The sequence below is a fragment of the Streptococcus oralis genome, from assembly GCF_023109195.1.
Lineage (GTDB): Bacteria > Bacillota > Bacilli > Lactobacillales > Streptococcaceae > Streptococcus > Streptococcus oralis_BV.
This window is the reverse complement of the sequence record NZ_JALDUB010000001.1, coordinates 622276-646464: the sequence shown is the minus strand read 5'-3', so window position 1 is coordinate 646464 and position 24189 is coordinate 622276. Positions and strand designations below refer to the sequence as shown.

At 39.1% G+C, this 24189-nt stretch carries 19 protein-coding genes; 15 read left to right on the top strand and 4 right to left on the bottom strand.

Going from position 1 to position 24189, the window contains the following annotated elements; all coding sequences use genetic code 11:
• The first annotated feature begins 42 nt into the window (after nucleotides 1–42).
• From M1F65_RS03125 to lacG, 9 genes are all read left to right on the top strand, one after another.
• Nucleotides 43–939, top strand: a complete 897-nt coding sequence (locus M1F65_RS03125; protein ID WP_247925465.1) for an aldose 1-epimerase family protein — start codon at nucleotides 43–45, stop codon at nucleotides 937–939.
• Nucleotides 940–1225: 286 nt separating this feature from the next.
• Nucleotides 1226–1651, top strand: a complete 426-nt coding sequence (lacA, locus tag M1F65_RS03120) for a galactose-6-phosphate isomerase subunit LacA (protein WP_000029277.1) — start codon at nucleotides 1226–1228, stop codon at nucleotides 1649–1651.
• A 148-nt stretch (nucleotides 1652–1799) separates the two neighbouring features.
• Nucleotides 1800–2315, top strand: coding sequence for a galactose-6-phosphate isomerase subunit LacB (gene lacB, locus M1F65_RS03115; RefSeq protein WP_001216921.1), 516 nt, complete (start codon nucleotides 1800–1802; stop codon nucleotides 2313–2315).
• Nucleotides 2316–2325: 10 nt separating this feature from the next.
• A complete protein-coding gene (locus tag M1F65_RS03110) occupies nucleotides 2326–3255 on the top strand; it encodes a tagatose-6-phosphate kinase (RefSeq protein WP_247925463.1) in 930 nt (309 codons plus the stop codon).
• Between the two features lie 2 nt (nucleotides 3256–3257).
• A complete protein-coding gene (lacD, locus tag M1F65_RS03105; RefSeq protein ID WP_084878178.1) occupies nucleotides 3258–4238 on the top strand; it encodes a tagatose-bisphosphate aldolase in 981 nt (326 codons plus the stop codon).
• Between the two features lie 236 nt (nucleotides 4239–4474).
• Nucleotides 4475–5311: a PRD domain-containing protein gene (locus M1F65_RS03100; protein ID WP_247925462.1), complete on the top strand. Its 837-nt coding sequence runs from the start codon at nucleotides 4475–4477 to the stop codon at nucleotides 5309–5311.
• 35 nt (nucleotides 5312–5346) lie between these two features.
• Complete coding sequence (locus tag M1F65_RS03095; RefSeq protein ID WP_001078319.1) at nucleotides 5347–5664, top strand: PTS lactose/cellobiose transporter subunit IIA; 318 nt, start codon at nucleotides 5347–5349, stop codon at nucleotides 5662–5664.
• Nucleotides 5664–7358 (top strand): lactose-specific PTS transporter subunit EIIC, encoded by a 1695-nt coding sequence (locus tag M1F65_RS03090; protein WP_247925460.1) that lies wholly within the window; start codon nucleotides 5664–5666, stop codon nucleotides 7356–7358. The genes M1F65_RS03095 and M1F65_RS03090 overlap by 1 nt, the downstream gene beginning before the upstream one ends.
• Before the next feature lie 84 nt (nucleotides 7359–7442).
• Nucleotides 7443–8849 (top strand): 6-phospho-beta-galactosidase, encoded by a 1407-nt coding sequence (lacG, locus tag M1F65_RS03085; protein ID WP_247925458.1) that lies wholly within the window; start codon nucleotides 7443–7445, stop codon nucleotides 8847–8849.
• 39 nt (nucleotides 8850–8888) lie between these two features.
• Here the strand turns inward: lacG and M1F65_RS03080 are convergent, their stop codons facing one another.
• The 4 genes from M1F65_RS03080 to nrdH form a co-directional block, all read right to left on the bottom strand.
• Nucleotides 8889–9656 carry a DeoR/GlpR family DNA-binding transcription regulator gene (locus M1F65_RS03080; protein WP_000917586.1) on the bottom strand — a complete coding sequence of 256 codons (768 nt, stop codon included), beginning with the start codon at nucleotides 9654–9656 and terminating at the stop codon, nucleotides 8889–8891.
• Between the two features lie 139 nt (nucleotides 9657–9795).
• A complete protein-coding gene (gene nrdF / locus M1F65_RS03075) occupies nucleotides 9796–10758 on the bottom strand; it encodes a class 1b ribonucleoside-diphosphate reductase subunit beta (protein ID WP_000451372.1) in 963 nt (320 codons plus the stop codon).
• Between the two features lie 183 nt (nucleotides 10759–10941).
• Nucleotides 10942–13101, bottom strand: coding sequence for a class 1b ribonucleoside-diphosphate reductase subunit alpha (nrdE, locus tag M1F65_RS03070; protein WP_042902317.1), 2160 nt, complete (start codon nucleotides 13099–13101; stop codon nucleotides 10942–10944).
• 80 nt (nucleotides 13102–13181) lie between these two features.
• Nucleotides 13182–13400: a glutaredoxin-like protein NrdH gene (gene nrdH, locus M1F65_RS03065; RefSeq protein ID WP_000259240.1), complete on the bottom strand. Its 219-nt coding sequence runs from the start codon at nucleotides 13398–13400 to the stop codon at nucleotides 13182–13184.
• Nucleotides 13401–14054: 654 nt separating this feature from the next.
• Here nrdH and M1F65_RS03060 point away from each other — a divergent pair.
• The 6 genes from M1F65_RS03060 (at nucleotide 14055) to M1F65_RS03035 (ending at nucleotide 24160) form a co-directional block, all read left to right on the top strand.
• Nucleotides 14055–15275: an alpha/beta hydrolase family protein gene (locus M1F65_RS03060; RefSeq protein ID WP_000661899.1), complete on the top strand. Its 1221-nt coding sequence runs from the start codon at nucleotides 14055–14057 to the stop codon at nucleotides 15273–15275.
• A 461-nt stretch (nucleotides 15276–15736) separates the two neighbouring features.
• Entirely contained in the window at nucleotides 15737–16000 is a 264-nt protein-coding gene (locus tag M1F65_RS03055) for a phosphocarrier protein HPr (protein WP_000146948.1), read from the top strand.
• A 5-nt stretch (nucleotides 16001–16005) separates the two neighbouring features.
• A complete protein-coding gene (gene ptsP, locus M1F65_RS03050; protein WP_000138129.1) occupies nucleotides 16006–17739 on the top strand; it encodes a phosphoenolpyruvate--protein phosphotransferase in 1734 nt (577 codons plus the stop codon).
• Nucleotides 17740–17985: 246 nt separating this feature from the next.
• On the top strand, nucleotides 17986–20523 hold the full coding sequence (locus M1F65_RS03045; RefSeq protein ID WP_247925457.1) for a pneumococcal-type histidine triad protein: 2538 nt from the start codon (nucleotides 17986–17988) through the stop codon (nucleotides 20521–20523).
• Nucleotides 20524–20718: 195 nt separating this feature from the next.
• Nucleotides 20719–21636, top strand: coding sequence for a metal ABC transporter substrate-binding protein (locus M1F65_RS03040; RefSeq protein ID WP_000747424.1), 918 nt, complete (start codon nucleotides 20719–20721; stop codon nucleotides 21634–21636).
• 7 nt (nucleotides 21637–21643) lie between these two features.
• Nucleotides 21644–24160, top strand: coding sequence for a pneumococcal-type histidine triad protein (locus tag M1F65_RS03035; RefSeq protein WP_049518622.1), 2517 nt, complete (start codon nucleotides 21644–21646; stop codon nucleotides 24158–24160).
• Nucleotides 24161–24189 lie beyond the last annotated feature (29 nt).

Below are 24189 nucleotides of genomic sequence, written 5' to 3'. Positions count from 1 at the left end.
CTAGTTTTTCGTATAAAAATCTAAAAATAGTTGGAGAACATTATGGTAATTGAAATCAAATCAGACCAGTTAACAGTTCAGTTTAAAACCTTAGGTGGCGCCTTGTCGTCAATCAAGGACGTAGAAGGCATTGAGTATTTGTGGCAAGGTGATGCCACTTACTGGAGTGGACAAGCCCCAGTACTTTTTCCAATCTGCGGCTCTTTGAGAGAAGATACAGCATTCTACAGTCATGAAGATGGAACGGAGACGAAAGGAAACATTCCTCGTCACGGTTTGGTCCGTAAAAAAGAATTTGAATTAGTTGATCAAACAGAAAACAGTGTAACCTTTGCTATCGAAGATGATGAGAATACTTATCAAAACTATCCTTATCATTTCCGCCTTGAAATCACTTATCTAGTGACTGGCAAGACTGTTCGTACTCAATACAAAGTTTTCAATAGAGAAACTAATAAAGTAATGCCATTCTTTATAGGAGGACATCCAGGATTTAATTGTCCTCTGCTAGATGGCGAAACTTATGAAGATTACTATTTAGAGTTTGAGAAAGAAGAGACTTGCTCTGTTCCCCGTCCTTTCCCAGAAACTGGCATGTTAGACTTTCAAGATAGAAGTCCATGGTTGGATTCGCAAAAGGAAGTGGATCTCAGTTACGATCTGTTTAGTGTTGATGCAGTGACTTTGGATGAGTTGCAATCCAGAACAATTGTCCTTCGTTCTCGTAAGCATGAGAAGGGATTAAAAGTACACTTCCAGGAGTTCTCAAATCTCATCATTTGGTCAACTTTGAATAAGGGACCATTCATTGCATTTGAACCTTGGTCTGGATTATCTACATCTCTTGAAGAAGGAGATCATTTAGAAGATAAGAAAAACGTTCGTCTCTTGGAACCCGGTCAAGTAGATCAGATTGGCTTTGATATTGAAATATTTTAGATAAAAAACCACAAAAACAAACATTTACTGTTGACTTTTTCTATAAATAGGAGTATATTATGTTTGTAAGCAACAAATGATGTTTGTAACAAACAAATAATCACTTGTTATATTCTCTTTCGAGGAGAAAGTTTGTTTCTAGGAACTTGATTTCCTAGACTTGGATAAGCTATCGAACAGCTTATTCAATCAAATTTGTCAATAAACTGCTAGAAAGTCTTTTGTAGGTAAACTGCTAACTATAAAAGTCTTTACTAGCCTAGAATAATAAAAAGGAGTATACAATATGTCTATTGTTATCGGTGCAGATGCTGCAGGTTTGAGATTGAAAGAAGTTGTGAAAGACTTCTTGGAAAAAGAAAACTTCCACGTCGTGGATGTCACAGCTGAAGGTCAAGATTTTGTTGATGTGACTCTTGCTGTTGCTGCAGAAGTAAACAAAGAAGAACAAAACCTTGGTATCGTGATTGATGCTTATGGTGCTGGTCCATTTATGGTCGCAACTAAAATCAAAGGAATGGTTGCCGCAGAAGTATCTGACGAACGTTCAGCTTATATGACTCGTGGACACAACAACTCACGTATGATCACTATGGGTGCACAACTTGTTGGTGATGAATTGGCTAAAAATATTGCTAAAGGATTTGTTAACGGCAAATACGACGGTGGACGTCACCAAATTAGGGTCGATATGTTGAACAAAATGTGCTAATACTCTTCAAAAATCAAGATAATCTGTTGTCAGCTCACTTTAGCTAACCTCAGTTATGCTTGCAGCTCGCTTCCTAAGCTAATCTTGATTTTTATTGAGTAAGGATAAATGATATTAGATTTATATAATTAATCGGAGGGAATAACTAATGAGAATTGCAATTGGATGTGACCACATCGTAACAGATGAAAAAATGGCGGTTTCAGAATTTTTGAAATCAAAAGGATATGAAGTCATCGACTTTGGTACCTATGACCACACACGTACTCACTACCCAATCTTTGGTAAAAAAGTTGGTGAAGCCGTTACAAGCGGTCAAGCCGATCTTGGGGTATGTATCTGTGGTACTGGTGTTGGGATCAACAACGCTGTAAACAAAGTCCCAGGAGTTCGTTCTGCCTTGGTTCGTGATATGACAACAGCTCTTTATGCAAAAGAACAATTGAATGCCAATGTTATTGGTTTTGGTGGTAAAATCACTGGTGAACTGCTTATGTGTGATATCATTGAAGCTTTCATCAATGCTGAATACAAACCATCAGAAGAAAACAAAAAATTGATTGCGAAAATTGAGCACGTTGAAACTCACAATGCTCATCAAGCAGATGCAAACTTCTTTACAGAATTCCTTGAAAAATGGGATCGTGGTGAATACCACGACTAAGAGGTGACGCATGATTTTAACAGTCACAATGAATCCATCCATTGATATTTCTTATCCTTTGGATGAATTGAAAATTGACACTGTCAACCGTGTGGTGGACGTGACCAAGACAGCTGGTGGTAAAGGGCTCAATGTTACACGAGTTCTTTCAGAATTTGGTGATTCTGTTGCTGCTACTGGTTTGGTCGGTGGTAAACTTGGTGAGTTTTTAGTAGAGCATATCGATGATAAAGTAACGAAACGTTTCTTCTCCATTCAAGGAGAGACTCGTAACTGTATCGCTATTCTCCACGGAGATAACCAAACAGAAATCCTTGAAAAAGGACCCGAAGTTCTGGAACAAGAAGGGCAAGATTTCTTGGCTCATTTCGAAAATCTTCTTGACACTGTGGAAGTAGTAGCCATCTCTGGTAGTCTGCCAGCAGGTCTTCCAGTTGACTACTATGCAAGCTTAGTAGAACTTGCTAATCAAGCAGGCAAACCAGTTGTTCTAGACTGCTCAGGTGCAGCTCTTCAGGCTGTCCTTGAATCACCACATAAACCAACAGTAATCAAACCAAATAACGAAGAATTGTCTCAGCTTCTTGGGAAAGAAGTTTCTGAGGATTTGGATGAATTAAAAGAAGTTCTTCAAGAGCCCCTATTTGCAGGGATTGAGTGGATAATCGTTTCACTTGGAGCAAATGGTGCTTTTGCAAAACATGGTGATACTTTCTACAAGGTAGATATTCCAAGAATTCAGGTAGTTAATCCTGTCGGATCTGGAGATTCTACTGTTGCAGGTATTTCATCAGGTCTTCTTCATAAGGAATCTGATCAAGAACTCCTCATCAAGGCCAATGTCCTTGGTATGCTCAATGCCCAAGAAAAGATGACAGGTCATGTCAATATGTCCAACTATCAAGCTTTATATGATCAATTAATAGTAAAAGAGGTATAAAAATGGTTTTAACAGAAAACAAACGCGCTTGCTTGAAAAAACTCTCTGACGAGAACGGCATTATCTCAGCTCTTGCTTTTGACCAACGTGGTGCTTTGAAACGCCTCATGGCTCAATACCAAACAGAGGAGCCAACAGTGGCTCAAATGGAAGAACTTAAAGTATTGGTTGCAGATGAATTGACAAAATACGCATCATCTATGCTCCTTGACCCTGAGTATGGTCTTCCAGCTACAAAAGCGCTTGATGCCAATGCTGGTCTTCTCCTTGCTTATGAAAAAACTGGTTACGACACAACAAGCACCAAACGCTTGCCTGACTGCTTAGATGTTTGGTCTGCAAAACGCATCAAGGAACAAGGCGCAGACGCTGTTAAGTTCTTGCTTTACTATGACGTAGACAGCTCTGACGAACTCAACCAAGAAAAACAAGCCTACATCGAACGCATTGGTTCAGAGTGTGTAGCGGAAGACATCCCATTCTTCCTTGAAATCTTGGCTTACGATGAAAAAATCGCTGACGCAGGTTCTGCAGAATACGCAAAAGTGAAACCACACAAGGTTATCGGTGCGATGAAGGTCTTCTCAGACCCACGCTTTAACATTGATGTCTTGAAAGTGGAAGTTCCAGTCAATGTTAAATACGTTGAAGGCTTTGGCGATGGTGAAATTGTGCATACACGTGAAGAAGCAGCAGCCTTCTTCAAAGCTCAAGATGAAGCAACGAACTTGCCATACATCTACTTGAGTGCGGGAGTATCAGCTAAACTCTTCCAAGAAACCCTTGTCTTTGCCCACGAATCAGGCGCAAACTTCAACGGCGTTCTTTGCGGCCGTGCTACATGGGCTGGATCAGTTGAAGCCTACATCAAAGACGGTGAAGCAGCAGCTCGTGAATGGCTACGTACAACTGGTTTTGAAAACATTGACGAACTCAACAAAGTTCTTCAAACAACAGCGACTTCATGGACTGAACGTGTATAAGTTTTCCCCCTAATCTTAGGAACATTGATCTAAATAAAAAATTTAAAAAAAGTTGAATGTAAAGGTTTACAAAACAACTTACTTGTGCTATACTTAAATCACAAGTTAATACAAGGTGAGTGTTACTAAGTAATATTAGGCATGATCACAGGTGGATTAGAAATCGATAGATTTTCTAGTTCATTTGTGGTCATTTTTTATACTCATATACCTTTAAGATATAAAAGGAGGTTGCCATGTATCGAATTCTAAACCCAATGAATCACAACGTCTCGCTTGTCAGAAACGACAAAGGGGAAGAAGTGATTGTGATTGGTAAGGGGATTGCATTTGGAAAAAAGAAGGGGGATTTGATTGCTGAAAATCAGATTGAGAAAATCTTTCGGATGAAGACAGAAGAGTCCAGAGAAAACTTTATGGCTCTGCTCAAAGATGTTCCGCTTGATTTTATCACAGTGACCTACGAGATTATTGATAATCTTTCTAAGAAATATCATTATCCGATTCAAGAGTATCTCTATGTGACCTTGACAGATCATATTTACTGTTCTTATCAAGCTCTAACACAAGGAAGGTACAAGGATAGCAATCTGCCAGATATTTCTGCCAAGTATCCTGTAGCTTTTCAAATCGCAAAGGAAGCCTTTGAAATCTATCGTCAGAAGTTGACAGATCATTTCCCTGAGGACGAAATTATTCGGATCGCTTATCATTTCATCAATGCCGAAGGTGAGAATGAAGTGGAAGTTGTGGAGTCGATAGATAAGAGGAAAGAAATTCTCAAGAATGTCGAAGAAGTGCTAAAGGTGTATGCAATTCAACGAACCAAAGAGAATAACCATTTCTATGATCGTTTTATGATTCATCTCAACTATTTTTTGGATTATTTAGACCGTTCCAGAGATGATAACCAATCACTTCTGGATATGGAAGATCATATTAAACAATCCTATCCAAAAGCATTTGAGATTGGTTCCAAGATTTATGATGTGATTACGCAACATACGGGTCTTGATTTGTATAAAAGTGAACGAGTTTATCTAGTTCTACATATCCAACGTTTATTGTCATAAAAATTTAATTAAAAATACATAAGGAGAATTCTATCATGAATAGAGAAGAAGTAACATTGTTAGGTTTTGAAATCGTAGCCTATGCTGGCGATGCTCGTTCAAAACTATTGGAAGCCTTGAAGGCTGCTGAAGCTGGTGATTTCGCAAAAGCGGATAGCTTAGTTGAGGAAGCTGGTGGCTGTATCGCCGAGGCTCATCACGCGCAAACAAGTCTATTGACCAAGGAGGCAGCTGGTGAGGATTTGGCTTATAGCGTGACCATGATGCATGGCCAAGACCACTTGATGACTACCATTTTGTTAAAAGATTTGATGCACCATTTAATCGAACTCTATAAGAGAGGAGTTAAGTAATGAACAAACTAATTGCTTTTATCGAGAAAGGAAAGCCTTTCTTTGAGAAACTGTCTCGTAATATCTATCTTCGTGCTATTCGTGATGGTTTCATTGCAGGGATGCCTGTTATTCTCTTCTCAAGTATCTTTATCTTGATTGCTTTTGTACCAAACTCATGGGGCTTTAAATGGTCTGATGAAGTTGTCAATCTCCTCATGAAACCTTATAGCTATTCAATGGGAATTTTGGCTCTTTTGGTAGCTGGTACAACAGCTAAGTCATTGACCGACTCAGTAAACCGTAGCATGGAGAAAACCAATCAAATCAACTATATGTCAACACTGTTGGCAGCAATTGTTGGTTTGTTGATGTTAGCAGCTGATCCGATTGAAGGTGGCTTTGCGACAGGTTTCCTTGGGACAAAAGGTTTGCTTTCAGCCTTCCTTGCCGCCTTTGTTACTGTAGCCATCTATAAGGTTTGTGTTAAGAACAACGTTACTATTCGCATGCCTGACGAAGTTCCACCAAATATCTCACAAGTCTTTAAAGATGTGATTCCATTCACTTTATCAGTCGTTTCTCTTTATGCTCTTGATTTACTAGCTCGTCATTTTGTTGGTGCAAGTGTAGCTGAATCAATCGGTAAATTCTTTGCACCATTATTCTCTGCTGCTGATGGTTATCTAGGTATTACCATTATCTTTGGTGCCTTTGCCTTTTTCTGGTTTGTGGGTATCCATGGTCCATCTATCGTTGAACCAGCAATCGCAGCGATTACCTATGCAAATGCCGAAGTCAACTTGAATCTTCTCCAACAAGGGATGCATGCAGACAAGATTCTTACTTCAGGTACACAAATGTTTATCGTTACCATGGGTGGTACTGGTGCGACACTGGTTGTTCCATTCATGTTCATGTGGTTGACCAAATCGAAACGAAATCGTGCAATCGGACGCGCTTCAGTAGTTCCAACTTTCTTTGGTGTAAACGAACCAATCCTGTTTGGTGCACCTCTTGTACTGAATCCAATCTTCTTCATTCCATTTATCTTTGCTCCAATCGCAAACGTATGGATCTTTAAATTCTTTATTGAGACGCTTGGCATGAACTCATTTACAGCCAACCTTCCTTGGACAACACCAGGTCCGCTCGGTATTGTTCTCGGTACAAACTTCCAATTCTTGTCATTTGTACTTGCTGCTTTGTTAATCCTTGTTGACGTAGCCGTTTACTATCCATTCCTCAAGGTTTATGATGAACAAATCCTTGAAGAAGAGCGTTCTGGTAAAGCCAATGATGAATTGAAAGAAAAAGTAGCTGCAAACTTCAATACTGCTAAAGCAGATGCTATTCTTGAAAAAGCTGGTGTAGAAGCAGCGCAAAACACAATCACTGAAGAAACCAATGTCTTGGTTCTCTGTGCAGGCGGAGGAACAAGTGGTCTCCTTGCAAATGCTCTAAACAAAGCAGCTGCGGAGTACAAGGTTCCTGTTAAAGCAGCAGCTGGTGGCTATGGAGCTCACCGTGAAATGTTGCCTGAGTTTGATCTGGTTATCCTTGCTCCTCAAGTAGCTTCAAACTTTGAAGACATGAAGGCCGAAACCGACAAACTTGGTATCAAACTTGCCAAGACAGAAGGTGGCCAATACATTAAACTGACTCGTGACGGAAAAGGCGCTCTTGCCTTTGTTCAAGCGCAGTTCGAAGAATAAAATGTAAATAGCAAAGAAGTGAGATGGAAGAACTCCTCCCAACTATACCCCCATCTCATTTCTATTTCTTGAAAGGTGAATCAAATGACAAAAACACTTCCAAAAGACTTTATTTTTGGCGGGGCAACAGCTGCCTATCAAGCAGAAGGTGCTACCAATACCGATGGTAAAGGACCAGTTGCCTGGGACAAATACCTCAAAGATAACTACTGGTACACTGCTGAACCAGCCAGTGATTTCTATCACAAATACCCAGTTGACCTCAAACTAGCAGAAGAGTATGGTGTCAATGGTATCCGTATTTCAATCGCTTGGTCACGTATCTTTCCAACTGGTTATGGGAAGGTTAATGACAAGGGGGTTGAGTTCTATCATAATCTATTTGCAGAGTGCCACAAACGTCATGTTGAGCCCTTTGTAACTCTTCATCACTTTGATACACCAGAAGCTCTACATTCAAATGGAGACTTCTTAAACCGTGAAAACATTGAACACTTTGTAGACTATGCGGCTTTCTGTTTTGAAGAATTCCCAGAAGTAAACTATTGGACAACCTTTAATGAAATTGGGCCAATTGGTGATGGTCAATACTTGGTTGGGAAATTCCCTCCAGGTATTCAGTACGACCTTGCCAAAGTATTTCAATCTCACCACAATATGATGGTTTCTCATGCGCGTGCAGTCAAGCTATATAAAGATAAAGGATGTAAAGGTGAAATTGGTGTGGTTCATGCCCTGCCTACTAAATATCCTCTAGATCCTGAAAATCAAGCAGATGTTCGCGCTGCTGAGCTGGAAGATATCATCCACAATAAATTTATCTTGGATGCAACTTATCTTGGACGCTATTCAGATGAAACGATGGAAGGCGTCAACCATATTTTATCCGTCAATGGTGGTAGCTTAGATCTTCGTGAAGAAGATTTCACAGCATTAGAAGCTGCAAAAGACTTGAACGACTTCCTTGGAATCAACTACTATATGAGTGACTGGATGGAAGCCTTTGATGGAGAAACTGAAATTATCCATAATGGTAAAGGTGAGAAAGGAAGCTCTAAGTACCAAATCAAAGGTGTTGGTCGTCGTGTAGCTCCTGATTATGTACCACGTACGGATTGGGATTGGATTATCTACCCTCAAGGTTTGTATGACCAAATCATGCGTGTGAAGAAAGATTATCCTAACTACAAGAAGATTTACATTACTGAAAATGGTCTCGGCTATAAAGATGAGTTTGTTGATAACACTGTTTACGATGATGGTCGTATTGATTACGTGAAGCAACACTTGGAAGTTTTGTCTGATGCGATTGCAGATGGAGCTAATGTAAAAGGATACTTCATCTGGTCATTGATGGATGTCTTCTCTTGGTCAAACGGTTATGAAAAACGCTACGGTCTCTTTTATGTAGACTTTGAAACTCAAGAACGTTATCCTAAGAAATCAGCTCACTGGTACAAGAAACTAGCTGAGACACAACTTATTGAATAAAATTCAACAAAAATTCCCCGCCAAAAGGCAGGGGAATTTTTATGGTTTTGATAAAAGAATGGTTGTTTGTTTCGACAGGTCTTCAAATGTCTCCTGACTCAGTTTGGAATCTGAAACGATGGTATCAATCTCTGAGATATTGTAGAACGTGTAAAAATCAAACTTATTAAACTTGCTGTGGTCTGCCAGTAAGTATTTTTTATTGGCATTGTTCAAGGAGATTCGTTGTACCTCGCCCTCTTCTTCGCTGAAAGTAGCAATAGCTTTATCCTTGATACCATTACAGCTCACAAAAGCCTTAGAAAACTGAAGGTTGGTCAAATCCTGTAAGGTAAGTGTCCCTACAAAAGCACCAGTGATGGAGCGATAATTTCCGCCAATCAAGATCAAATCTGTTAGTTTTCGTTCGTTTAGGATGAGAAAAACAGGAAGACTGTTTGTTACAACACGAATATTATCAATTGGGAGCTCACGAGCAAAACATTCTAAGGTTGTTCCTGGCCCGATAAAAATAGTTTCACCTTCGTCAATCAAATGCCCTGCAAAACGGCTAATTTCTTGTTTTTCAGCAATCTGCAAGCCTTGTTTTTCGACGTTTGAGCGTTCGTTGTTTAAGAGAGAACCTGTACGAAGTTTTTCAGCGCCACCGTGCACACGAACCAGCAAATCCTTGTCTGCTAGTTCTTGTAAATAGCGGCGAGCTGTCATATCTGACACATCAAGACTCTCCATAATCTCTTTTACAGTAATAGTGCCTTTTGTATTTACTGCTTCTAGAATACTATCTAGTTTTTCTTGCTTTAGCATCCTTATCACCTCGATTTCTACTATTATTATCTTACCATAAAACGCTCAATCAATCAAATAGAAAAAAACAAAATAAAACAAAAACAAAAATATCATGGTTGTTTTAAACAAACCATGATATTTTGAATGTTTGGTCAAATTAGTCTAAACCGTAGTTGTAATCCTCGTCTTGCATGGCTTCAACTTCACCAAGGAGGTAACCATTTCCGACTTGAGAGAAGAAGTCGTGGTTAGAAGTTCCTGTTGAAATTCCGTTCATAACGATTGGATTGACATCATCTGCTGAATCTGGGAAGAGTGGATCTTGTCCTAGGTTCATAAGAGCTTTATTGGCATTGTAACGAAGGAAGGTTTTAACTTCCTCAGTCCAGCCAACACCGTCATAGAGGCTTTCTGTATAGCCCTCTTCGTTCTCGTAGAGAGTGTAGAGCAGGTCGTACATCCATTCTTTAAGTTTTTCTTGCTCTTCTTCAGGTAATTCATTGAAACCAAGTTGGAATTTGTAACCAATATAAGTTCCGTGAACAGACTCATCACGAATGATCAGTTTGATGATTTCCGCAACGTTGGCCAGTTTGTTGTTACCGAGATAGTAAAGCGGTGTAAAGAAACCAGAGTAGAAGAGGAAAGTTTCAAGGAAAACACTGGCAACTTTCTTTTCTAGTGGGCTACCATTGAGGTAGATTTCATTGATAATTTCCGCTTTTCTTTGTAGGTAGGGGTTAGTGTTGGTCCATTCAAAGATTTCTTCGATTTCGGCCTTGGTGTTCAAGGTCGAAAAGATAGAAGAGTAAGATTTTGCGTGGACAGATTCCATAAACTGGATGTTGTTGAAAACAGCTTCCTCATGTGGTGTACGGATGTCTGCGCGAAGTGCTTGAACTCCTGTTTCAGATTGCATGGTATCCAAAAGGGTCAAACCACCAAAGACTTTTCCAACCAAGTCTTTTTCTTTGTTTGATAGTTTTCTCCAGTCGTCTAGGTCATTTGACAAGGGGATACGCGTATCGAGCCAGAATTGCTCTGTCAGCTTTTCCCAAGTTGATTTGTCGATGACATCTTCGATGGCATTCCAGTTAATGGCTTTGTAGTAAGTTTCCATAAGGTGTATTTCTCCAATGTAATAGTAATTATTATGCAGCCTTGCTTAGTTTTATAGGACCTATTTCAATGGTATCATATTTTTTTATTGCGGAGTAAGCAATAAATGTCATAGGGCCAAGAAAAAGTATAACGTAAATTGGCCCCCATTTACTATTTAAACAAGTAGTAAAAATTTTTTCCATTAAATCACACAGCTTTCACATTGGTTAGCACCAACTTCCCCACCGTCGTCTGTAAAGGTACGGACGTAGTAAATGGACTTGATTCCCTTGTTAAAGGCATAGTTACGAAGAATAGACAAATCACGTGTCGTTTGTTTGTTTTCTTTCTTCCATTCGTAAAGACCTTTTGGAATGTCACTACGCATGAAGAGAGTGAGCGAAAGCCCTTGGTCCACGTGCTCTGTTGCAGCAGCATAAACATCAATCACCTTACGCATATCCATGTCGTAAGCAGAAGTGTAGTAAGGGATAGTATCTGTTGACAAACCTGCAGCAGGATAGTAGATTTTACCGATTTTCTTCTCTTGACGTTCTTCGATACGTTGTGTAATCGGGTGGATAGAAGCAGAAACGTCGTTGATGTAGCTGATAGAACCATTTGGAGCAACAGCTAGACGGTTTTGATGGTAAAGTCCATCTGCTTGAACCTTTTCGCGAAGTTCAGTCCAATCAGTAGCACTTGGAATAAAGACATCTTTAAAGAGTTCTTTAACACGGTCTGATTTTGGAACAAACTCGCCTGTCACATACTTGTCAAAGTAGCTACCGTTAGCATAGTCTGATTTTTCAAAGTTGTGGAAGGTAATACCACGTTCGCGAGCGATATTGTTTGACTCCACTAAGGTCCAGTAGTTCATAAGCATAAAGTAGATGCTTGTAAATTCAATTGACTCAGGTGATCCGTACTCAATCAGTTGTTGGGCAAGGTAGCTATGAAGCCCCATGGCACCAAGACCAAAGGTGTGAGCTAAACTGTTTCCGTGGTCGATAGTAGGGACAGCTACGATGTGTGAACTATCTGTAACGAAAGTAAGGGCACGAACCATAGCGCGAATAGAACGACCAAAGTCAGGTGAAGTCATCATGTTGACAACGTTGGTTGATCCAAGGTTACATGAAACGTCCGTTCCCATTTGAAGGAATTCTTGAGCATCGTTGATTAAGCTTGGTTCTTGAACTTGAAGAATCTCAGAACACAAGTTACTCATGATAATCTTTCCATCAACAGGATTTGCACGGTTAGCCGTATCAATGTTGACGACATAAGGGTAACCAGATTCTTGTTGCAATTTAGAGATTTCAGTTTCCAAATCACGCGCCTTGATTTTTGTCTTGCGGATATTTGGATTTGCGACCAATTCATCGTATTTTTCAGTGATGTCGATGTAGTTGAACGGTACACCATACTCAAGCTCTACAGAGTATGGGCTGAAGAGGTACATTTCTTCATTTTTACGAGCTAATTCGTAGAATTTATCGGGTACCACAACACCGAGTGAAAGGGTCTTCACACGAACTTTTTCATCAGCATTTTCTTTCTTGGTTGAAAGGAAGGCGATGATATCTGGGTGAAAGACGTTGAGGTAGACAACCCCAGCACCTTGACGTTGTCCGAGTTGGTTGGAGTAAGAGAAGCTGTCTTCGAAGAGTTTCATAACTGGAACGACACCAGAAGCTGCTCCTTCATAGCCTTTGATAGGTGCGCCAGCTTCACGAAGGTTACTGAGGGAAATTCCCACACCACCACCGATACGTGAAAGTTGAAGAGCAGAGTTGATAGAACGTCCGATAGAGTTCATGTCATCAGTCACTTGAATCAAGAAACAAGATACCAACTCACCACGACGAGCACGGCCTGCGTTCAAGAAGGAAGGAGTAGCAGGTTGATAGCGTTGGTGGATGATTTCATTGGCAATATCAGTCGCAATCGCTTCATCCCCGTCAGCAAAATAAAGTGCATTAAAGAAGACACGGTCTTCCATGCTTTCAAGGTAGTATTCACCGTCATTAGTCTTCAAGGCATACTGGTTGTAAAACTTATAGGCAGCCATGAATGATTTGAATTGGAAGTTTTGGTTCTTGATAAATTGATGCAATTCTTCCAAAAATTCTGGACGGTATTTCTTGAGAAATGCAGTTTCGATGTAGTTGTGTTCAATGAGGTAGTTGATTTTATCAGTAATTGAATCAAAAACCATGGTGTTTGGAACCACATTTTCTTTAAAGAAGGCATCCAAGGCTTCCTTATCTTTATGAAGCATGATTTGTCCATTAACAGGACGGTTGATTTCGTTATTGAGACGGAAGTAAGTTACGTCCTCAAGATGTTTTAATCCCATAAAATTTCCTTTATCTAATTACAAAAGAAAGGCCTCTAAGTTAGCCCTAGAAGCAATTTCTTCTGGATGATGTACTAAGATTATGCTAATTGTTTCAGTTTTCCTGGTTGGAAGCCTGAAAAGACTTCAGTTGGTGTTTGGATAACAGGAGCTGCGCTGAAACCGAGCTCTTTAACTTGATCGATGTACTCTGGTTGCTCGTCGAGATTGATCTCACGATAAGCGACATTGTTGCTGTCCAAGAAACGCTTGGTCATCTTACATTGGACACAGTTGTTTTTAGAATAAACGGTTACCATTTTCGTAACTCCTCTTTCAAAATAGATTACTTTCTTAGTATATCAGAAAAAAAAACTTTGTCAAACTTTTTAAACTAAATCTTGTGCTAAAAAGTTACAGTTTCAAAAACAAAGCACAAGATATAGTGTTTTGTCAGAGTGTAAAATTGGGTTTTCATTGAACTATCAAAGTTTATCAAAACAAAAAAACTATATACTGTATATTGGTAAGATAAATAGAAGATTTTCAGCAAGTTATCAGAAAGGAAAACGAAGAAAATAGCAAAAATCGTAAGAACAGGAATAAGTCTAGCTGAGACAATACTTTAATAAAATAGAAACTGTAATATTTACGAAAAAAAGAAATTTTCTACACAAGATGTCCCAATATTTTGTATTAGAATATCTAAAATATAACCAAAGTGGAAATGACAGATTATGATGTATTCATAAAAATGGATCATTGGTTAATTTTATATAGGATACTTATGAGTTTCGTATCCTTTCATAAGGAGTATATAAATACAATGTTTGAAAAAGTTCATTTTATGTGATACACTATCTGTGATTATAAGATTAAAAAATGGATATCTGAATGCTTTTGTTTGATAGAGAATGTTATCAGATTATAATTAGATTAAATGAATGAAAGAACACAGAATTAGGAGGCGCGTGGTGAAAGAAAATGATGTTATTTTAAAACGGCAATCGACTCAAATATTTTTTAAGAATGGTGATACGGATTTTTTCTTCAATTGGTTGTTAGGAATCGGTGAAATTTTTGGTTTCTCTCATGGAGAGCTTTATTATCTTGCTCAAAGATTGGGGAACTCACCAAAGCCTGATGACTGGAAAAATGTATTTTTATCGCATGTAAACTACCTTGAACAAGAAGCAAGTAATTCAGGATTGAGTGAACAAACAAAGGCGCAGTATTATCTTGCACAGACCTACTCACTTCGCTCGGCAATCCAATTTACCGATCCATTTTCTGAAGAGTATTTACCGACCGTTCGTCAAATGGAGAAGGTGTTTTCTAGTGCAATTCATTCACTAGGTGCACCGATTGAAAAATTAACTATTCCCTATCAGGGTTCTTACTTGCCTGGTTATTATCTTCATAGCGACGATAATTGCCCAACGATAATCATGATTGGTGGAGGTGATACTTATCGCGAAGATTTATTTTACTTTGCAGGATATCCTGGATGGATACGAAATTATAATGTTTTAATGGTTGATCTTCCTGGTCAAGGGAGCAATCCTAGTAGAGGGCTGGTCTTTGATGTGGATGCTTCTATTCCAATTTCATTATGCATAGACTGGTTGGAAAATAGAAATCCTAAACTAAATTATTTAGCTATTTATGGTGTCAGCGGAGGGGGATATTTTACTGCACAAGCTGTCGAAAAGGATCCAAGAATTCATGCTTGGATTGCTAGTACCCCTATTTACGACGTTGCAGAACTTTTCAGAAAAGAATTTGGATCAAGTTTGAAAGCACCTAGTTGGTTAATAAATGCCATTTTAAAATTAGCTGGAAATTGGAATGAATCAGCAAATTTAAATCTTAAAAAGTATGCATGGCAGTTTGGTACTTCTGATTTTAAGAGTGCTATTGATGATGTATTTAACCATGCAAAGATTGTGGATTACCAAAAAATTCAATGCCCATGCCTTTTTATCATGGGAAAGGGTGAGGGTGCTGAACTGCAGCATCAAACTAAGGTGATTTATGAAGAACTTAAATCTAAAAATCAACAAACTAAACTTCAAGTATTTGAGGCGGAAAGTGGTGCGGACGCTCATTGCCAAGTCAATAATCTAAGACTCGCCCATAATGTCGTTTTTGATTGGTTGGATACTTTATTTGAATGGAATCAATCAAAGTTTTAGTTCTACTTATACCACTTAGATATATCTACCTTTTTACTGTTAGGGGCTACAAACTTATTTTACTTTAAGTAGCAAATTGGATAAATTCTCTACTGTTGATGGTAAGAGTAGGTTTTAGAATTTCAGGATTTGATGAAGTCTTTTCAAATAATGGATTTACTGAGTTATATTAATTATAGTTAAATAGTATTATTTCATTATTTACTAGGATTGTCCTCTGATTGGTATTAAGGGAAAATAGCTTTGAAAATTGAATTTTGATGATGACATTCTTTGAACAATTAGTGTTTAGATATGCTATTTAGTTACTAGAGTGCTCATTTAATAGAAAAAGAAGTAATTTCATTTTCAGTAAAAGTCCATAAAATACTTGAAAAATTATCTAGAAGGTGATATAATACAGTCTTGTAAGGGTTATCACATATAACTCAAAAAAGAAATAACTAAAGGAGAGTCAAACTATGGCTTCTAAAGATTTCCACGTAGTGGCAGAAACAGGTATTCACGCGCGTCCAGCAACATTGTTGGTTCAAACAGCTAGCAAATTTGCTTCAGATATCACTCTTGAATACAAAGGTAAATCAGTAAATCTTAAATCTATCATGGGTGTTATGAGTCTTGGTGTTGGCCAAGGTGCTGACGTTACAATTTCAGCTGAAGGTGCAGATGCTGACGACGCAATCGCTGCTATCACTGAAACTATGGAAAAAGAAGGATTGGCATAAGGAAAATGACAGAAATGCTTAAAGGAATCGCAGCATCTGACGGTGTTGCAGTTGCAAAAGCATATCTACTCGTTCAACCGGATTTGTCATTTGAGACTATTACAGTCGAAGATACAAACGCAGAAGAAGCTCGCCTTGATGCCGCTCTACAGGCATCACAAGACGAGCTTTCTGTTATTCGCGAGAAAGCAGTAGGTACGCTCGGTGAAGAAGCAGCTCAAGTTTTTGACGCTCACTTAATGGTTCTTGCTGACCCAGAAATGATCAGCCAAATCAAGGAAACAATCCGTGCGAAGAAAGTGAATGCAGAAGCAGGTCTGAAAGAAGTAACAGACATGTTTATCACTATCTTTGAAGGCATGGAAGACAACCCATACATGCAAGAACGCGCTGCGGATATCCGCGACGTGACAAAACGTGTATTGGCCAACCTCCTTGGTAAAAAATTGCCAAACCCAGCTTCTATCAATGAAGAAGTGATTGTGATTGCGCATGACTTGACTCCTTCAGATACAGCTCAATTGGACAAAAACTTTGTAAAAGCTTTTGTAACCAACATTGGTGGACGTACAAGCCACTCTGCTATCATGGCGCGTACACTTGAAATTGCAGCAGTATTGGGAACAAACAACATCACTGAAATCGTTAAAGACGGTGATATTCTTGCCGTTAACGGTATCACAGGTGAGGTTATTATCAATCCAACTGATGAGCAAGCGGCTGAATTCAAGGCTGCTGGTGAAGCTTATGCGAAACAAAAAGCTGAATGGGCTCTCTTGAAAGATGCTAAAACAGTAACTGCTGATGGCAAACACTTTGAATTGGCTGCCAACATCGGTACTCCAAAAGACGTTGAAGGTGTCAATGACAACGGTGCTGAAGCTGTTGGTCTTTACCGTACAGAGTTCTTGTACATGGATTCTCAAGACTTCCCAACAGAAGACGAGCAATACGAAGCTTACAAGGCTGTACTTGAAGGAATGAACGGTAAACCTGTTGTCGTTCGTACAATGGATATCGGTGGAGATAAGGAACTTCCTTACTTCGATATGCCTCACGAAATGAACCCATTCCTTGGATTCCGTGCCCTTCGTATCTCTATCTCTGAGACTGGAGATGCTATGTTCCGCACACAAATCCGTGCCCTTCTTCGTGCGTCTGTTCACGGTCAATTGCGTATCATGTTCCCAATGGTTGCGCTCTTGAAAGAATTCCGTGCAGCGAAAGCAGTCTTTGACGAAGAAAAAGCAAACCTTCTTGCTGAAGGTGTTGCAGTTGCGGATAATATCCAAGTTGGTATCATGATCGAAATCCCAGCAGCAGCCATGCTTGCAGATCAATTTGCTAAAGAAGTTGACTTCTTCTCAATTGGTACAAACGACTTGATCCAATACACAATGGCAGCAGACCGTATGAACGAACAAGTTTCATACCTTTACCAACCATACAACCCATCAATCCTACGCTTGATCAACAATGTGATCAAAGCAGCTCACGCTGAAGGGAAATGGGCTGGAATGTGTGGTGAGATGGCTGGTGATCAACAAGCTGTTCCACTTCTTGTCGGAATGGGCTTGGATGAGTTCTCTATGTCAGCAACATCTGTACTTCGTACGCGTAGCTTGATGAAGAAATTGGATACAGCTAAGATGGAAGAGTACGCAAACCGTGCCCTTACAGAATGCTCAACAATGGAAGAAGTCCTTGAACTTCAAAAAGAATACGTTAATTTTGATTAATCGAAAAGTCCTTGCAACTCAGTTGCAGGGGCTTTTTTAAAGAATTTTCAAGAAAATCTTTTTTATATAAAGTCCATTCTAGAGAAAGTAGCGGTGAAGAATAAAAAAATACTTAACTGGTTCATAAATTTCTTGACAAGTTGCAAATTTAGGAGTAAACTATTAACCAGTTAATTAATAGAGAGGAGTTTCTGCAATTTAGAAATGAATTGCAAATAGAAATATTAAAAAAGAAAGAGAGTTTCGATGAAAATTAATAAAAAATACCTAGCTGGTTCTGCGGCAGCTTTAATTTTAAGTGTTTGTTCTTACGAGTTGGGACTGTATCAAGCCAGAACAGTCAAAGAAAATAATCGTGTTTCCTATATAGATGGAAAACAGGCTGCGCAAAAAACAGAGAATCTGACTCCTGATGAGGTTAGCAAGAAAGAAGGCATCAATGCGGAGCAAATCGTCATCAAGATAACAGACCAAGGATATGTTACTTCGCACGGCGACCACTATCATTACTATAATGGCAAGGTCCCTTATGACGCTATCATCAGTGAAGAGTTGCTGATGAATGATCCAAACTACCAGCTCAAGGACGAGGATATTGTCAGTGAAATCAAGGGCGGTTATGTGATCAAGGTAGATGGAAAATACTATGTTTACCTTAAGGACGCATCCCATGCGGATAATGTCCGTACGAAAGAAGAAATCAATCGGCAAAAACAAGAACATAGTCAGCATCGTGAAAGAGGGACTTCAGCAAACGATGGTGCAGTAGCCTTGGCACGTTCACAGGGACGCTACACCACAGATGATGGTTACATCTTTAATGCATCCGATATCATTGAAGATACTGGTGATGCTTATATCGTTCCTCATGGCGACCATTACCATTACATTCCCAAGAGCGAGTTATCAGCCAGCGAATTGGCTGCAGCAGAAGCCTTTCTATCTGGTAGAAGTGGCCAATCAAATACGCCTACTTATCGCCGTACCAATAACAACAGTGCTAGCAGCGATGTAGATAGATGGACTCCATCCTATAATAATCAAGGCAACAGCTATACGAACACGAACACAGCTAACAACAGTAGCGACGATAACCAAGCAAGTCAGAGTGATGAGGATATTGATAGCCTTCTGAAACAACTTTACGCCTTGCCGCTCAGCCAACGACACGTAGAATCTGATGGTCTTGTCTTCGACCCAGCACAGATTACAAGTCGAACAGCTAGAGGAGTTGCTGTGCCTCATGGGAACCATTACCATTTCATCCCTTATTCACAGATGTCTGAATTGGAAGAACGAATCGCTCGTATTATTCCTCTACAGTACAGTTCGAACCATAGGGTGCCGGATTCAAGACCAGAACAACCAAGTCCACAACCGACTCCGGAACCTAGTCCAAGCCCGCAACCTGCACCAACTCCTCAACCAACTCCAAGAAATCCAATTGACGAAAAATTAGTTAAACAGGCTATTCGAAAAGTAGCTGACGGCTATGTCTTTGAGGAGAATGGAACCTCACGTTATATTCCTGCCAAGAAGCTTTCAGCAGAAACAGCAGCAGCAATTGATAGTAAACTAGCCAAGCAAGAAAGTTTGTCTCATAAACTCGGAGCTAAGAAAACCAATCTCCCATCTGATGATCGAGGATTTTACAATAAGGCTTATGATTTACTAGCAAGAATTCATCAGGACTTACTTGATAATAAAGGGCGCCAAGTTGATTTTGACGCTTTGGATAAACTGTTGGAACGTTTAAATGATGAAAGCAGTGATAAAGTCAAGTTGGTGGATGATATCTTGGCCTTTCTAGCACCGATTCGTCATCCAGAACGTTTAGGAAAACCAAATGCGCAAATTGCCTACACTGATGATGAGATTCAGGTAGCCAAGTTGGCAGGCAAGTATACAACAGAAGATGGCTATATCTTTGATCCTCGTGATATCACCAGTGATGAGGGGGATGCCTATGTAGCTCCACATATGACCCATAGTCATTGGATTAAGAAAGATAGTTTGTCTGAAGCCGAAAGAGCGGCAGCCCAGGCTTATGCTAAAGAGAAAGGTTTGACTCCTCCTTCAACAGACCATCAGAATCCAGGAAATACGGAGGCTAAAGGAGCAGAAGCTATCTACAACCGCGTGAAAGCAGCTAAGAAGGTGCCGCTTGATCGTATGCCTTACAATCTCCAACATACCGTGGAAGTTAAAAACGGTAGTTTAATCATTCCTCATTATGATCATTACCATAACATCAAATTTGAGTGGTTTGACGAAGGACTTTATGAGGCACCTAAGGGGTATACTCTTGAGGATCTCTTTGCGACTGTCAAGTACTATGTCGAACATCCAAACGAACGTCCGCATTCAGATAGTGGTTGGGGGAATGCAAGTGACCATGTTCAAAGAAACCAAAATGGTCAAGCTGATACCAATCAAACGGAAAAACCATCAGAGGAGAAACCTCGTACAGAAAAAACTGAGGAAGAAAAACCTCGCGAAGAGAAACCTCAGAGTGAGAAACCAGAATCTCCAAAACCAACTGAGGAGCCAGAAGAAGAATCACCAGAGGAACCAGAAGAACCTCAGGTTGAAACTGAAAAGGTTGAAGAAAAACTGAGAGAGGCTGAAGAGCTACTTGCAAAGATCCAAGACCCCATTATCAAGTCCAATGCCAAAGAAACTCTCACTGGCTTAAAAAATAACCTGCTATTTGGCTCCCAGGACAACAATACTATTATGGCAGAAGCTGAAAAATTATTGGCTTTGTTAAGGGAGAGTAAGTAGTTGTAACAACATTTTCTAACTCCTAAAAACAGGATAGGAGAACTAGAAAAGTTAAAATCGAAAATGAGAACAGAATGTAAGTTCTAGTTCTCATTTTTTTCATGAAAATATGTAAAATATCTTGACATATAGTGTAAATAAAGATAAACTATTTACTAGTTAATTAAATGGTTAAATACTAGTTAAGGAGTAATGATGAAAAAAAGAACATTTCTATTATTAGTGGCAAGTCTGCTGGTTCTTGTCTTAGGAGCATGTGGTCAAAAAGAAAAACAAGAAGCAAAAGGGATGAAGATTGTAACAAGTTTTTACCCAATCTATGCCATGGTAAAAGAGGTATCAGGGGACTTGAATGATGTACGGATGATTCAGTCAAGTAGTGGGATTCACTCCTTTGAACCGTCAGCAAATGACATTGCTGCTATTTATGACGCGGATGTCTTTGTCTACCATTCTCATACGCTCGAATCTTGGGCTGGAAGTCTAGATCCTAACTTGAAAAACTCAAAAGTTAAGGTTTTAGAAGCTTCTGAAGGAATGACGTTGGAGCGTGTACCAGGTTTGGAAGATGTTGAAGCTGGTGACGGTATCGATGAAAAAACACTCTACGACCCTCACACTTGGTTAGATCCAGAAAAAGCAGGTGAAGAAGCTCAGATTATCGCTGACAAACTTTCGGAGATTGATAGTGCTAATAAGGAAACGTATCAAAAGAATGCTAAAAACTTTATCGCTAAAGCCCAAGAATTGACTAAGAAGTACCAGCCTATTTTTGAAAAAGCGAGTCAAAAGACCTTTGTTACACAACACACAGCCTTTTCTTATCTCGCTAAACGCTTTGGTTTGAAACAACTTGGTATAGCAGGGATTTCCCCTGAACAAGAACCAAGTCCGAGACAACTAACAGAAATTCAGGAATTCGTTAAGACCTATAAGGTTAAAACCATCTTTACTGAGAGCAATGCTTCTTCTAAAGTCGCTGAGACCTTGGTCAAATCAACAGGAGTTAGCCTAAAGACACTCAATCCTTTGGAAGCTGATCCTGAAAATGACAAAACTTACTTAGAAAATTTAGAAGAAAATATGAATGTTCTTGCAGAAGAATTAAAATGAGGAAATTATGAAAATCAATAAAAAATATCTAGCAGGTTCTGCGGCAGCTTTAATTTTAAGTGTTTGTTCTTACGAGTTGGGACTGTATCAAGCTAGAACAGTCAAGGAAAATAATCGTGTTTCCTATATAGATGGAAAACAACCGAGTCAAAAGGCAGAGACTTTGACACCTGATGAAGTCAGTAAAAAAGAAGGCATCAATGCCGAACAAATTGTCATCAAAATTACTGATCAAGGCTATGTCACTTCACACGGTGACCACTATCATTATTACAATGGGAAGGTTCCTTATGATGCTATCATCAGTGAAGAGTTGCTGATGAAAGATCCGAATTATCAGTTGAAAGATTCAGATATTGTTAATGAAATCAAGGGTGGTTATGTGATTAAGGTAGACGGGAAATACTATGTTTACCTGAAAGATACGGCTCATGCGGATAATATTCGAACAAAAGAAGAAATTACTCGTCAGAAACAAGAACATAGTAGTAATCACGGAGGAGGTTCTAACGATCAGGCAGTAGTTGTAGCCAGAGCTCAAGGACGCTATACAACAGATGATGGTTATATCTTTAATGCATCTGATATCATCGAAGATACGGGCGATGCTTATATCGTTCCTCATGGTAATCACTTCCACTATATTCCTAAGAGTGACTTGTCTGCCAGTGAATTAGCTGCTGCTCGAGCCTTCTTATCTGGTAAAGGTGGTCAAACAAGCTCAGTTGGGTATCGTCCGTCTACAAATTCTTCTAGTAGCTCATCAGATGCATCGAATAGTAGTTCATATGGACAAACAAATCATAGTAAAGTTGAGACAAATATTAGAGGATGGGCTCCAAGTGTTAGCTCACAAGTGGATAATAGTTATCAAGAAAGTCCAAGTGAAGATGTATCTAGTCTCTTGAAACAACTTTATGCCTTGCCGCTCAGTCAACGACACGTGGAATCAGATGGACTTGTCTTTGATCCAGCGCAGATTACAAGAAAAACTGCGAATGGTGTTGCAGTGCCACACGGAGACCATTACCACTTTATCCCTTATTCTCAAATGACTGATTTAGAGCAGAAGATTGCAAGAATGATTCCGTTAAAAGGGCAATATGGATTAAATCAAATTGGTACAGATATTAAACCTTTAGTATCAAGAGAAGTAGTTCATAAGTTCTTAGGACAACCAATCAAAGCTTATGGAAAAGGTTTAGATGGTAAACCTTATGATACGAGTGATGGATATGTATTCAGTAAAGATTCTATCTATTCAGTTGATAAATCAGGCATTATAGCGAGACATGGAAATCATTTCCATTATGTGGGATTTGGAGAGTTAGAACAGTTCGAATTAGATGAAGTTAGCAAATGGATGAAGGAAAAAGGCCAACCTAATGAGAGTGTTATTCCTTCAGAGAATATGGATAACAAAGAAAAACCAAAATTTGATTCAAAAAAAGTGACTGGTAAAGTGACTAAAGATGGTAAAGTAGGCTATGTTCTTAAAGAGAACGGAAAAGAATACTTCTACTCTCGAGATGAACTTGATCTTACTCAAATTGCTTTTTCTGAACAAGAACTCATGCTTAAGGATAGAGATCATTATCGTTATGATATAGTAGACACAGGGATCAAACCAAGATTAGCTGTAGATGTCTCAAGTTTGCCGATGCATGCAGCGAATACTACCTATGATACTGGAAGTTCATTCATTATTCCACACATTGATCATATTCATGTTGTGCCTTACTCATGGTTAGAGCCTGATCAAATTGCGACTATTAAATATGTCATGCAACACCCTGAGGTTCGTCCTGAAGTTTGGTCTAAGCCGGGTCACGAGGATTCAGGTTCCGTTATTGCTAATGTGACTCCTCTTGAAAAACGCGCTGGAATGCAGAATTGGCAAATTATCCATTCTGCTGAAGAAGTTCAGAAAGCACTTAAAGAAGGCAAGTTTGCAACTCCTGATGGATATATTTTTGATCCTCAGGATGTATTGGCAAAGGGAACCTATATTTGGGCAGATAAATCTTTCAGTATTCCAAAAGCTAGTGGTGATTCATTGAGAAATATCAATCAGTCTGATTTATCAGATAAAGAGTGGAAACAAGCTCAAGAGTTGATTGCTAAAAGAATTAAAGAAAAAGAAACAACAAATGATTCTTCTAATTCACATCTAGTTTCTTCAGATAAGAAATCGGAAACAAAGAAAGATGCATCCGATTCAAATAAAGTCGATGAACAACCAAAGGATAATAAATCTCAAAATGAGGCAGATGCGACTAGCAGCAATCCTTCGGTTGAAAAAGACAAACCTAAAGCAGAAGAAAATAAAGAAGATGATTACGATGATATACCAGATTATGGATTAGATAAGGCCACTTTAAAAGATCATATAAATAAAATAACACAAATTGCTCAAATTGATTCTAAATACCTTATTTTTTCAGCAGAAGGAGTTCAGTTTTATAATAAGAATGGGGATTTAGTAACCTATGATATTAAAACTCTTAAGCAAATAAAACCTTAGAAGATTTTGACAAATAATCATCTAGTTGA